Here is a 13242-nt window from a genome sequence, read left to right on the forward strand (position 1 = left end):
TCAGTAGGTGCGCTCGGCCGTGGCGAGCGCGTCGAGGCCGTCCGACGTTCCGCCGAAGTAGTAGATGAAGCCCGCGCCCTGGACGGCGGCGCCGAGCGCGCGCGGCGCGAGGAGCCCGTTCGCCGTGGAGTTGATCGAGCCGGTGATGTCGCCGGCGTCGTCGAACTCCGTATCGCGGCCGTTCGGCGTCACGTTCGAGAACGACATCCAGCTCGCGGCCGCCGCGCCGCCCAGGCAGAACAGCTTGTTGTTCGCGATCACGGCCATGACGCCGGCCGCGCTCTGGACCGTCTTGTCGTTCGGGACCCACGCGCCGTTGGCGCCGGCCGCGACGTCGGACTGCGAGAGCGATCCCGTGGGCGCGCCGGCCGCGTCTAGGCCGCCCATGACCCAGAGGCGGGAGCCGCCGAGCGCGTAGCCCGAGACGTTCGCCGCGTCCTCGAGCACCGCGTCGAAGAAGGCGCGGGGCGCGTCGAGCGGGGTCGCGCCGGTCGTCGCGAAGTCGCCCAGGTGTCCGTCTGCGGCGACGGCCGCGATCTCGACCGCGTCGAGCGAACCGCCCACGGTGGACGACATCCCGCCGAGCGCGAAGACGAAACGGGCGCCGGTCTCGTCGTGCGCGAGCACCGCGCGCAACCCGAGGCGCCCGGCGCCGAGCGCCGAGTCGTCGACCACGAAGACGCCGGTCGCGCCGAGGAACTGCGGGGGCGCGGTGCCGGCCGCGTCGCCGGCGTCGGTGTACGCGGTGTCGGTCACCTCGGCGATCTGGTGCTCGGTCTTCGATACGCCGTCCGCCTCGTCCGTGCGGTACACGCGATAGCCGGCGGCAGGGGCGCCGCCTATCGTCGTCGGCGTCCAGGAGAGCGAGACAGCCCCCGGCTCGGGCAGGGTCACGACGACCTCCTCGGACGCGAGCGTCTCTCCTCCCGGGTTGTCCGGATCGCTCGCCGGGACGATCGCGGCGACGCGGTAGTACCAGGCCCCGGCCGCGAGATCCCCGCCGGCCGGCGTCGCCTCCGCCTCGAGATCGACGGGCGAATCCACGGGATCGAGCACGACCGCGCGCTCCACCGTGTCGAGCGCCATGCCGCTGTCGTCGAAGCCGCCGATCACGTAGAGGTACGTCTTCACCGGCACGTACGGCGAGATCTCCTCGTCGTACACCGGCACCGCGACCGCGGCCGCCGCCGCGCGGGGCGTCGTGAGGGGGCTGCGCTGCACGTTCCACGAGGCGAGCGCGCCGAACTTGGACAGCTGGCTGAGCTCCACCGTGTCGAGCGCCTCGCCGCCGTCGCCCGTGTCGCCGCCGATGGCGTAGACGTAGCGGTTGCCGAGCACGTCCCGCGCGAAGGCGCCGGCGGGCATGCGCCGTCCGATCGTCGGCCCTTCGACCGTCTCGAAGACGTTCAGGTTGCCCGCCGGGTTCGTGACGAGGAACGCCGAGTACGTGGAGTAGGTCGCCTCGTCCTGGTCCGTGACGCGGACGAGGTAGACCCCGGTAGGGAGATCGGCCGACTGCGTCGACGTCGGGAACACGGTGTCGATCCGGTGCGCGTCGACGGGCGCGAGCTCCGCGATCGTGACCGCCGTGTTGCCGTCGGCGTCGATCAGCTCGACGGTCACGGGATCCCGGAAGTTGTCGCCGAAGATCGACACGTTCGTGTCTTGCTGTCCCGTGCCGCGCTCGGGCACGACCACGATGATCGTCGGGACCGGCTGGGATACCACCTTGAACCCGCTGTCGAGGAACCCCACGGGCCCGACGGCCGGCGGGTTCGTCACGGTGACGTCGTAGACGCCGATGGGTGATCCCGCGGGCACCACCGCGGTGAGCGTGCTCGAATCGATGAACGCGACGTTCTCGAACGGGATCTCCGCCGTGTCCGGGGCGCCGTGGAGCTTCATGAACGCGGTCGGCGTGGACGCGAACCCCTCCGTCGAGAGGATCGTCACCGTCGTCGGCGCGCCGGTCCAGCCGAACGGCGGATCGATGCCCGTGATCGCGAACTGATCCGCGGGCGCGATCGCGCGGACCGCCGCGCCTACCCGATCCTTGTTCCCGTTCGGGTTGACCACGCGCAGGTCGTACAGCACCTCGGGCTGCCCCGCCTCGGTCGGCGGCACGAAGCCCAGCGGCAGCACCACGGTGAGCACGTCGTCGCCGGTGTTCTCCGTGTACGTCACGCCGTCGGCGGGCACCTCCGCCTCGACGCCCTCCGGATCGATGAGGACGACGGTCGGGAGCTCCATGCCGTCCGCGGCGTCGAGCGAGTCGTCCACGACGGGCGAGAAGCCGCCGCCCGCGATCTCGAACGTCCGCGCCGCGGGATCCGCGCAGCCCGGGCAGACGACCGCGGGGGCGTCGCCGTTCGGGCTCGTGATCTTCGGCGTCGGGCCGTCCGAACCGGAGCATCCGGCAAGGATCGCCGCGATCAGCGCGGCCATGAGGCGAGCGCGCATGTCGGCCTCCCTTCCTCGGACCTACTGCATGGTCCGTTCGATGGTCGCGATGGGGCCGCTCTCGTCGTTGCCGCCGAGCGCCCAGATGTAGCCGTTCACCCGCACCATGTCGTAGTACGCGCGATCGGTCCCGAAGGACGCGGAGTTGGACTGCCAGCCGTCGAGGACGTACGCGGGGTCCGTGGCGTCCGCGTGGAATTCGACGCGCGACGCGGCGTTGCCGCTGACGAGCGGGTCGCCGCCTTCGTCCTCGTTGTCGACGCCGGTGAACGTGAACATGAAGTCGAAGTACAGGAGCGCGCCGTGCGCGTGCGCCGGGTGGCCGGGTTGCACCGTCTCGTCCTGGACGGCCCACGCCTCGTTGTCGCCGTCCGCGGTCACGATCTCGGTGACCTCGAACGTGATGAGCCCGGAGTTGTTCGTGCCCGCGTGCGCGTCGTCGCCGAGGATGGCGATCAGGTAGAGCGGCTCGGTCGAGATCGACTTCTCGAGCGGGATCTCCGGATCCGGGATGAAGCCGCTGTCCTTCTGCCCCTGGCTCGTGAGCAGCACGTAGAAGGCGCGCGGCGTCTGCAGGTCGTACGACAGCGCGACGAACGGCCCGAGATCGCCGTCCGCGAGCACCTCGGCGCGCTCGCCGGACACGAGGTACCCGGCGCCGGTCGCTTCCGGGCGGCCGCCCACCGCGAAGAGGAAGGTCTTGTCGTCGACGTCCTCCTCGCCGCTCGGGACGGTCACGACGATCGCCTCGAGACCTTCGCGCGCGCTGAGCATCTCCTCGTCGACGGGCTGCCACTTGGAGAGAGAGCCGAACGGCAGCGGCGCGACGCCGTCGATCACCGGCGAGGTCGCGCCCGTGTCCGTGTACGACGTGCCCGCGACCTCGGACGCGAGGAGCCGCGTGTCGCCGCCGTTGCCGCTCGCGTCGACGTTCCTGTAGACGTTGTACGAGGTCGCCCCGGTGACCGCCGACCACGTGATCTGGATCGAGCCGCCGCCGCCCGAGATCATCTCCCGGCCCGACGCGAGCGACTCGCCCCACGCCCCTATCGCCGAGACCTGATAGTACCAGGTGCCGACGGGGATGTCGCCGGACCCGGTCGTCGAGCCCGTGATCTGCGGCCGCGTCTCGAGGCCGAGGATGCGGGCGCGCTCCACCGTTCCGAGCGCGAGCGCCGTCGAGTCCGCGATGTTCGTGTTCACGTCCGCGCCGCCGACCGCGTACAGCCACGATCCGGCCCGCGCGAGCGCGAGCCCCTGGCGAGCGGTCGCAAGGAGGTTCGCCGCCCGCGGATCCGCCGCGCCGTTCCACTGCTCCGAAGTCCAGACGGCGCCGGGCTCGCCGAACGCCGACACCGGGAGCACCTCCACGTCGCCCAGCACCACGTCCGAAGCGTCGAGCCCGCCGGCCGTGTAGATGTAGCCGCCGCCGAACGCGTCGTAGCCGGCGCACGAGGCGTGGCGCCAGCGCGCCGTGGCCATCGTCCCCGTCGTGACGAGGTCGAAGCTCTCGAGGTGCCCTGCCGAGGACGGGGTCGCCTCGTAGCTGTAATAGATGTCGTACTGGCCGTCCGGGTTGGTCACCTTGACCGGGTAGATCCCCTGCCCGACGTCGAACACCGCCGTCAGCGTCCCGGAATCGATGAAGCCCGCCGCCATCGGGTAGACCGTCTCGTCCAAGGCGAGCAGCTCGACCGTCGCGCCGTCCATGAAGTAGTCGCCGGTGATCGTCACCGTGGGGGTGTCGGCGGCCGGCGAGCGGAACGGATCGATCGCCGTGATGACCGGCGGCGGGGTGCCGACCACCTCGAACTCGCCGCGCACTTCGCCGTCCATCCAGAAGGCGCCGAGCCCGTCCGGGTTGGTCGCCTCGACCCAGTACATGCCCGTGGGCATGGACTCGGTCTCGGAGGGGCAGATCGCCTCGAGGTTCAGTGCGTCGGCGAACAGCACGACCCCGGCGAGGAACCGGCTGCCCGGATCGTCGACGTCGACCCACGTCACCATCGGCGTCGCCTCGAACCCGGTCCCCGCGACGGCGACCTGCAGGTCCGAGACCACCGAGTCGGTCGCGAGCCCTTCCCAGGCGGTCTCGGGCGTGACCGAGGTCACGGTCGGCGGCGCCTTCGCCAGCCAGTCGATCGAGTCCGGGCAGGTCACGGACTCGCTGTCCGGGTTGGTGAGCGTCACGGAGTACGTCCCGACGGCCACTTCGCCCGCCGCCGCGTCCGCCGAGGCGCCCGTGGACGAGGAGAGGGTGGCCGCGCCGAGATCGACCGTCGCGGACGAGGTCGTCTCGGTCACGCTCACGGTCATGCCGTCGGCGAACCCGGTTCCTATCAACGTGAAGGTCACGTCGACGAGCGTCGAGACCGCGCCCGGCTCCACGGCGGCGCAGGCGAGCGGCCCGAGCCCGCTGTCCGCGTCGGTGTCCGTGTCCGTGTCGGAATCGGTGTCCGTGTCGGTGTCGGTGTCCGTGTCGGTGTCGGTGTCCGTGTCCGTGTCCGTACCGCCGTCTCCGTCCTGGGAATCCGGCGAGTCGCTGCACGCCGCGGCCCACGCCAACCCGATCGTCACGAGAATCCATCTTGCCGTGCGCATCATTTCCTCCATGTACGGTGCGGCGCGCGTTCCGCGGCCGCGACCGACGGAAAAACTACTCGATCACCTGCGAATCGCAGCCGAACTTCGCCGTCACCGTCGTCCAGAAGCCGTCCTTCAGGTGCTGGCACGCCTCGTCGCAGAACACGACCGTGTCGCTGTCGAGCCAGTCCCACCCCGCGCCGTCGGCGCAGTCCTCGTCGTAGGGGATAACGACGTCGTCGCCGTAGAAGTTGATCTGGGTGGGGTCCGCCTCCTCGGGGACGCTCGCCCAGTCGATATCGAACTCGCAGGTGATCACCTCGCCGACGATCTCCTGGAGCGCCGTGGCGAGGGCGTCCGGGTCCTCGGCCGGGTAGTACGTCCCGGTACCGCCCGCCTCTGCGATGTCGTTCATCACCGCGTTCCACGCGATGCTGTCGCCGACGCCGATCACGTACACCGGGTACCCCGCGGCCTCGAGCGCGCCGGCCGCCGCGATCGCCTCGACGTCATCGAGGCAGTTGAGGTTGGTGACGTCGCAGTTCGGCGGGGTCGTGATGCACGTGCAGGTGTCGCCGTCGAGCTCGGGGTTGCACGCGGGCGCGCCGTCGGTGGCGAGGAGCACGAACTTCTGGAGCTCGTCCGCCGTGGCGTCGAGGGCGTCCGCGGCGCCGCCGAGCGCGAGCGCCGTCGGGGTCCCGCCGCAGCAGCCGATGTCCCCGCCGCCGGTGATCTGGTCCGCGATCTCGCCCGCGGTCTCGACGCCGATCGGCACGAGCGTGCCCGAGGTCGCGCTGCACTGGTTCGTCGTGCCCTCGCACAGGAGCGACGGGAAGACGGCCAGGCCGAAGTTGACCTGGGTCTCCACCGCTTCCGTGAGCGCGACGATCGCATCGGTCATTTCAGGCCAGAGGTCCTGGTTGCACATGCTGTTCGAGCGGTCGAGGACGATGAGCATGTCGACGTTGACGCCGGTGATGTTGAACGGGAACTCGCCGCAATCGGTGTCGGTGTCGCTGTCGGCGTCGGTGTCGGTGTCGACATCGGTGTCGCCATCGGTGTCGCCGTCGGTGTCCCCGTCGGTACCCCCGTCACCGATGCCGGTGTTCGGCGAGCTCGAGCACGCCGCGCCGAAGAGGAACGCCAACGTCGCCATGCAAACGATTCTTCCGAACAATCGCATCATTTCGTGCTCCCTTCGAAATGTTGGTTCGCCGAAATCCGAACCCTGGAGATTCAGACGATTATAACAACAAGAAGGGGTCACCTGTCGTGGATCGGCGGCGGCGGGGTCAGAGCTCGAACCTGTAGCCGAGCGCGGCGGTCGCGTTTCCCCCGTTCGTTCTCCCCAGGAGCTCGGCGTCGAGGGGGGCGAGAGCGTATCGGGTGTCGAGCACGACGCCGCCCACCCCGAGACGCCACTCGAAGACGAAAGCGACCTCGCCGCCTGGGGCGAGCACCCGGATCGTGTTGTCGCCGCCGCCCAGCGATGTCCTCTCGCGGGCGACGACGAGCTGCAGGATGGGGCCGCAGCCGACGAACGCCGCGAAGCGCGCGCCCGAGTCGTAGAAACGCCAGACGACGTCGAGCGCCCACTTGAGCTCGGTCGCGCGGACCTCGTAGTCGATCTCCGCCGCGCCCACCGCCGGATCGCGGACCGTTCCCTCGCGGCTCGGCCTCGTGTACGTCGCGTCGAGCGCCAGGGAGAAGCTCCTTTCGAAAGGCGGCAGCGCGACGTCGATGCCGAAGCCGATGACAATGAACGGGCGCAGGTGCGACGTGGGGATCGCGATCCCCACCCGAGGCGTGACGGAGAGGACAGCACCGCGCTCGGATTCTTGGGGAGCAGGCTCGGGGGGCTCCGCCTCCGATCGGGGCGCGGGTTCGGGCTGCCGCGCGGCCAGCGCCTCGACTCGCGGGACGATCAGCGAGCCGACCAGCGCGCAGCGGGAGGACCAGCCCTCGGAGCCCTCCGGGATCGGTTCGGGCGCGGGCGCGTCCGGGGGCGGGGCCGTCGCGAAGTAGAAGAGGTCGGCCGTGTCGGAGATCCAGATCGCCGCAGCGGCGCGGCCGGACGCGAGCTCCGCCTTTGCCGCCGCCGCCGGGTCGGCGCCCTCGCCTATCGCCTGACGCCGGACCGAGGCCGGGATGCCGGTGAGGTGCGCCGACACCGCGAGCCACATCGCGTCGGCGCGGGGATCGCCGGTGCGCGAGAAGAAGACGACGGTCGGGCGATCCGGCTCCGCCGCTGGGGCGGGCGTCGGCCCGGCCGTCGAGATGGCGATCGCCAGGATCGCCGCCGTCACGAGGTTCCGCATGGTTCGCCCAGAGGTCTCAATACGAGGGATCGGGCGGAGATCTCAAGGGCAAACTCAATCCGGCTCGGACTGCGCGAGCCCGCGGCGGGCCACGGCGGCGAGCGGCCCGCGCGGGGCGGCCTCGAGGTACGCCGCGTAGTGGGTGCGCGCCGCGCCGTGCCGGCAGAGGACCAGCGACTCGAGCTGCGCGAGGGCGACGAGGCCGCTAACGCCGATCTCGCTGTGCGGGTGCTCCGCGACGAGGCGCTCGTACGTTCGGGCCGCGTCGTCGAACAGCGAGGCGCGCCGGTACGCCTGCGCGAGCTCGAGCAGCCCCGCCGGGTTCGTTCCGCCGCGGAGCGCCGAGAGCCGATCGCGCGCGCTCGTGATCGCCGCGACGAGCTCGTCGGACGCCGCGGAGACCTCCGCGGGCGTCGCGGCCGGCAGCTCCGCGCCCGAAGGCGCGAGCCGGTCGTACGAGTCGGCTCGAGGCCGCTCGCCCGCCCCGCCGAGCTCGAGCGCCACGGCGAGATCGCGGATCATGTCGTCGACCTCTGCGGTGCGCGGCGCCGGGTCGGAGGCGCCGAGCTCCTCTCCGGCGCCGACCATGACCGAGGTGCCGCCGAGGCGGGCGCGGAGCTCCACGCTCCCGGACGCCACGCGGACCTTTGTTGCGCCCCGCTCCGTGACCTCGACCGAGAAAACGGTGCCGCGCGCCTCGATCTCGGCCGTGGGCGTGACGACGATGAAGCGGAACCCCGGCTCCACCGCGCCGACCTCGGCCACCGCGCGCCCCGACGTCAAGGCGAAGCGAACACCGCGCGCGTCCGACGAAAGGACGTCGGCGATCGCCGCGCCGTCGCACCGGAGCGCGGTTCCCGGCGAGACCTCGAACGCGGCGTGTCCCGCCTCGTCGATCTCGAGAGCCGGGTCCGCCGAGCCCGTGCCGCGGTCCGTTTCGCGGTCCGCGTCGTTGCCCGCGATCGCCGCCTCGGCGATCGGATCACCCCCGCGCGCGGTTGCGCCGGGGTGGAGGCCGAACGCCACCGCCGCCGCACACGCCGCGGCCGCGCACGCGGCGAGGCCGCCCCGAAGGAGCCGGCGCCTCGAAGGAGCGAAGCGGTCGACCTCGATCGAGACCGAGCGGCGCTTCGGCGCTTCGGCGAGCGGCGCTTCCCGCACCGCGATCCGCACGCCCGAGACGAGCTCCGCGCTCGCGCGGCACGAATCGCAGATCGCGAGGTGCACCGCGACTGCCGATCGCTCGGGCTCGCCGACGGCGCCGTCCGCGTACTCGAAGAGGAGCGCCTCGACGCTCCTGCACGTCACTCTGCGCATCGTGCGAGCTCCTTGAGCGCTTCGCCGCATTGCGGATCTCTCTTGAGGCGCGCCAACAGGTCGCGGCGGCCACGCCGAAGGCGCATCTTCGCCGTGTCGAGGCTCAGGTCGAGGATCGCCGCGATCTCGGGCACGCTGTACCCCTGGAGCAGCGACAGGACGAGCGGCAAGCGCCATGACGGCTTGATCGCTCGAAAATGCTCCGCGAGACTGTCGAAGAGCCGCTGCCGCGACAGCTCGACGTCCGGCCGCGACGCGCCGCCGCGCTCGAGCCGCTCGGGGACCTCGTCGGGGTTGCCGAGCAGGACGAGCCGCTTCTTCTTGTAGCTGTCGCGCACGGAGTTGACGGCGATGCGATCCACCCAGACGAAGAAGCTCGCCTCCCCGCGGAACGTCGAGAGCTTGGCGAAGACCCGCCCCATCGCGATCTGCACGATGTCCTCGGCCTCGTCGCCGGCCCGCGCGAGCAGCACGGTCCGCCGGACGCGCGGCAGGCACCAGCGCGCGAGCGTGTCGAGCGCCGCCGGATCCTTGCCGCGGCACGCCTCGAGCAACCCCTCGAGCCGGGAATCGTCGCCTGCAACGGGTCTGAAGTCGGCCATCGCCATTCGCACCTCTTCGAATAATAGGACGAAAAGCCGGACAAAAGGAGGTCGGAGAAAAGCGGTCGGAGACCATCCCCCGACGCCTTCCCCGCGGGGCAGGGGGGCAGCCGGGCCCTCCTCACAGCACTTCGAGCACCTCGATCTCGAGCGTGACGTCCTTGCCGGCCAGCGGGTGGTTCGTGTCGAGCGTCACGGTCTGGCCCTGGACGGCGATCACCTTGGCCTGCACCTCGTACCCCGGCTCGATCTCCACCGACATCCGCTTGCCGACCTCCAAGACGCCCTTGACCGCGATGCGCCGCTTGTCGACGCTCAGGACCCGGTCGTGATCGTAGGGGCCGAACGCCTGCTGGGCGGGGATGTTCTCGATCACGAACGAACCCGGGGCGAGCCCGACGAGCGCCTTCTCGAAGCCCGGGATCACGTCGCCGCCGCCGACGACGAGCTCCAGCGGCGCGCGGTTCACGGAGCTGTCGAACACCGTGCCGTCCGACAGCCGGCCGGTGTAGTGCACCCTGACTCTGTCGCCGGCCCTCGCCTGCCTCACGGTCGCACTCCCATCCCCCCAATGAAGGATATGTCAGAAAAACGCGCGACCCTCAACCTTCGCGACTCGGAAGCACCGTCGCGGCGCGGCGTCTTTTCTCGACAACCCAACCCGCATCGGCTAAGACGGCCGCCTTTGAAGCGGGGCGCTGCGAGCCCCGTTGAGGACGGTGACGCATGGGCTTGGAGAGATCGCGGAACATCGGCATCGCGGCCCACATCGACGCGGGCAAGACGACGGTGACGGAGCGGATCCTGTTCTACACGGGCACGACCCGCAAGATGGGCGAGGTCCACGACGGCCAGGCGACGATGGACTTCATGAAGCAGGAGCAGGAGCGCGGCATCACGATCGCGTCCGCCGCGATCTCGTGCGCCTGGGACGGCCACGCGATCAACATCATCGATACGCCGGGTCACGTCGACTTCACGATCGAGGTGGAGCGATCGATGCGCGTGCTCGACGGCCTCGTCGCCGTTTTCTGCGCTGTCGGCGGCGTGGAGGCGCAGAGCGAGACGGTCTGGGGCCAGGCCGACAGGTACCGGGTGCCGCGCCTCGCGTTCGTAAACAAGATGGATCGCCCGGGCGCGGACTTTCTCGACGTCGTCGCCCAGCCCGACGAGCGGCTCGAGGCGCACGCGTTGCCGATCCAGATCCCGATCGGCGCCGAGGACGGCTTCGCCGGCGTGATCGATCTCGTGAAGATGCGGGGCGTGACGTTCCCGCAGGGCGACGCGGTGGAGGGCCCGATCCCGGAGGCGCTCCTCGAGACCGCGAAGGCGCGGCGGGACGCCCTGTGCGAGCGCCTCGCGGACTTCGACGACGCGATCGCCGCGAAGTACCTCGACGGCGAGGCGATCCCGGAGGAGCTCCTCAGGAAGACGATCCGCGAGTGCGTCCTCCGCTCGCTCGTGACGCCGGTGCTCTGCGGTTCGGCGTACAAGAACATCGGCGTGGAGCCGCTCCTCGACGCGGTGGTCGCGTACCTGCCGAGCCCGCTGGACAAGGGGACCGTGGTGGGCCGCGATCTCGACGACGCGGAGAAGAGCCACCTCCGCCGCCCGAAAGCCGGCGATCCGTTCGCGGGCCTGGCGTTCAAGATCATCCACGATCCCTACGTGGGTCAGCAGACGTTCGTCCGCACGTACTCGGGCACGCTCAGGCCCGGCGACACGATCCTGAACGCGACCACCGGCAAGAAGGAGCGCGTCAGCCGGCTCCTGCGGATCGCGGCGAAGGACCGGATCGAGATCGACGAGGTCGGGCCTGGCGACATCGTCGCGTTCATCGGCCTCAAGAACACGTTCACCGGTCACACGTTGTGCGCCCTGGACGAGCCGCTCCTGCTCGAGACGCTCACCATCCCGGAGCCGGTGATCAGCGTGAAGCTCGGCTGCGACAGCCGCGGCGAGGTGGAGAAGCTGCACCAGTCGCTGCGCAGGCTGTCGCTCGAGGATCCGTCGTTCCAGGTGCGCGTCGACGACAGGACGGGCGAGACCGTGGTGTCGGGCATGGGCGAGCTGCACCTCGAGATCATCGCCGACAGGCTCAAGACGGAGTTCGGCGTTGCGGCCAAGGCCGGCCAGCCGTCGGTGCAGTACAAGGAGACGATCACGGCCGCCTGCGAGCACTCGTACCGGCACGTCAAGCAGACCGGCGGCCACGGCCAGTACGCGCACACCGTGATGCGCCTCGAGCCGAACCCGGGCGGCGGGTTCGAGTTCGTCAACGCGGTCGTCGGCGGCGCGGTGCCGCTCGAGTACGTGTCGGCGGTGAAGAAGGGGGTGGTCGACGTCATCGAGCGGGGCGTGCTCGCCGACTTCAACGTCGTAGACGTCCGCGTCACCCTCATCGACGGATCGTCGCACGTCGTGGACAGCTCGGAGATGGCGTTCAGGATGTGCGCGGGGATGTGCTTCAAGGAGGCGTTCGCGAAGGCGAGCCCGCGGCTGCTCGAGCCCGTCATGTCGGTCGAGATCGCGACGCCGGACGACTTCATAGGAGATCTCGTCGGCGATCTCGCCCGGCGGCGCGGCAAGGTGCACGCGATGCGTCGCTACCGCAAGGGCTCGCAGAAGATCGAAGCCGAGGCCCCGCTCATGGAGATGTTCGGCTACGCGACGACCGTGCGCTCGCTGTCGTCCGGCAGGGCCAACTACTCGATGGAGCTGCGCCGCTTCTCGCCGCTCCCCGAGGCGCTCCAGGTCGCCGTCATCGCAGAGGCGAGGCGCCGCATGGCCGGGGAATTCTAGGATAACCAATTTAGACGCTTCAATTCGTCTGATCGGGTCTTCCTTTTCGACAAATCGAACCTACGCTTTCAATAGGGACATAAGTGCGTTGGTCCCTCCTCTCTTTAAAGGCGGCCGATGCCCGAAGGCGGAGGTGACACGTGGATTCAACCGGTCAGACCACCCCCTGCGAGATCCGGCGACCGCGGTGCGACAACACCATCCCCTTCGTCAAGGTCCCGGCGGCGAGGCCGGGGGTGACGGGCAAGATCGAGGAGATCGCCCGGCGCAACCGCGCGAAGGGCCGGGCTTCGTACGAGGGGTTCGTCGTCGACGGCCGCTACCGCCTGAGCTTCCTCATCGGCCGCGGCGGCATGTCGGTCGTGTACCTCGCGCGGTGCCTCGAGACCGGCCGGCACGCCGCGATCAAGTTCCTGCGGCCCGAGCTCGTCGACCGGTCGCCGTACCGGCAGCGGTTCGTGAACGAGATCGAGGCGATCCGCAGGATCCGGCACCCCGTCATCGTGCAGATGTTCGACATCGGCGAGCTCGAGGACGGCCGCGTGTACCTCGTGATGGAGTACGTCGCCGGCCCGTCGCTCAAGCGGATCATCGAGCGCGGGAACGTCCCGCTCGCCGAGCTCCTGCCGATCGCAATAGCGGTCGCCGAAGGCCTCGGCGCGGCGCACGCGCACGGCGTCGTCCACCGCGATCTCAAGCCCGGCAACGTCCTGATCCCGCGGCTGCCGGAGGTCGGGGCGCCCGCGAAGGTCGTCGACTTCGGGATCGCGCGGATCGACGGCTTCCCCAAGATCACGAACACGGCCGAGGTCGTCGGGACGCCGCTGTACATCTCGCCGGAGCAGGCGCTCGGCTATCCCGTCGATCGGCGCGCGGACATCTATTGCTTCGGCGTGCTCCTGTACGAGGCGTGCACGGGGCAGCGGATGTTCGAGGGGCGCGATCCGCAGCTCCTCCTGCGCAAGCACGTGCGCGTCGTCCCCCCTCGCATGATCGACAGGAGATCCGACCTCGCCATCCCGAAGGCGCTCGACGCGCTCGTCATGCGCTGCCTCGAGAAAGTGCCGGACCGCCGCCCGCAGTCCATGGAGGAGATCGCGAGCGTGCTCCGGGCGATCTCCGCGCAGGCGCTCCCCAACTAGAATCAGCCCGCGCTCGCG

The 13242-nt window shown here is 70.3% G+C and carries 8 protein-coding genes and 1 pseudogene; 2 read left to right on the forward strand and 7 right to left on the reverse strand.

Features of this window, described 5'->3' with window-relative positions:
• The 7 genes and pseudogenes from M0R80_15805 to M0R80_15835 all read right to left on the reverse strand — a co-directional run bounded on the left by M0R80_15805 (position 1) and on the right by M0R80_15835 (position 9809).
• The gene (locus tag M0R80_15805; GenBank protein ID MCK9461098.1) at positions 1 to 2460 is read right to left on the reverse strand and encodes an IPT/TIG domain-containing protein; all 2460 of its coding nucleotides are present in this window, start codon (positions 2458 to 2460) and stop codon (positions 1 to 3) included.
• A 21-nt stretch (positions 2461 to 2481) separates the two neighbouring features.
• Entirely contained in the window at positions 2482 to 5064 is a 2583-nt protein-coding gene (locus tag M0R80_15810) for an IPT/TIG domain-containing protein (GenBank protein MCK9461099.1), read from the reverse strand.
• Positions 5065 to 5116: 52 nt separating this feature from the next.
• The gene (locus M0R80_15815) at positions 5117 to 6229 is read right to left on the reverse strand and encodes a VWA domain-containing protein (protein MCK9461100.1); all 1113 of its coding nucleotides are present in this window, start codon (positions 6227 to 6229) and stop codon (positions 5117 to 5119) included.
• Between the two features lie 106 nt (positions 6230 to 6335).
• On the reverse strand, positions 6336 to 7361 hold the full coding sequence (locus tag M0R80_15820; protein MCK9461101.1) for a hypothetical protein: 1026 nt from the start codon (positions 7359 to 7361) through the stop codon (positions 6336 to 6338).
• Positions 7362 to 7415: 54 nt separating this feature from the next.
• Positions 7416 to 8678 (reverse strand): FecR domain-containing protein, encoded by a 1263-nt coding sequence (locus M0R80_15825; GenBank protein MCK9461102.1) that lies wholly within the window; start codon positions 8676 to 8678, stop codon positions 7416 to 7418.
• Positions 8666 to 9286, reverse strand: coding sequence for a sigma-70 family RNA polymerase sigma factor (locus M0R80_15830; GenBank protein MCK9461103.1), 621 nt, complete (start codon positions 9284 to 9286; stop codon positions 8666 to 8668). The genes M0R80_15825 and M0R80_15830 overlap by 13 nt, the downstream gene beginning before the upstream one ends.
• Before the next feature lie 115 nt (positions 9287 to 9401).
• Positions 9402 to 9809 (reverse strand): annotated as a pseudogene (locus M0R80_15835) (FKBP-type peptidyl-prolyl cis-trans isomerase).
• Positions 9810 to 10006: 197 nt separating this feature from the next.
• Between M0R80_15835 and fusA the strand changes: the two are divergent.
• Both fusA and M0R80_15845 read left to right on the forward strand, forming a co-directional pair.
• Positions 10007 to 12082 carry an elongation factor G gene (gene fusA / locus M0R80_15840; GenBank protein ID MCK9461104.1) on the forward strand — a complete coding sequence of 692 codons (2076 nt, stop codon included), beginning with the start codon at positions 10007 to 10009 and terminating at the stop codon, positions 12080 to 12082.
• 140 nt (positions 12083 to 12222) lie between these two features.
• Positions 12223 to 13224, forward strand: coding sequence for a serine/threonine protein kinase (locus tag M0R80_15845; GenBank protein ID MCK9461105.1), 1002 nt, complete (start codon positions 12223 to 12225; stop codon positions 13222 to 13224).
• Positions 13225 to 13242 lie beyond the last annotated feature (18 nt).

The organism is Pseudomonadota bacterium (genome assembly GCA_023229365.1).
In the GTDB taxonomy this organism is placed as follows: Bacteria; Myxococcota_A; Polyangia; order JAAYKL01; family JAAYKL01; genus JALNZK01.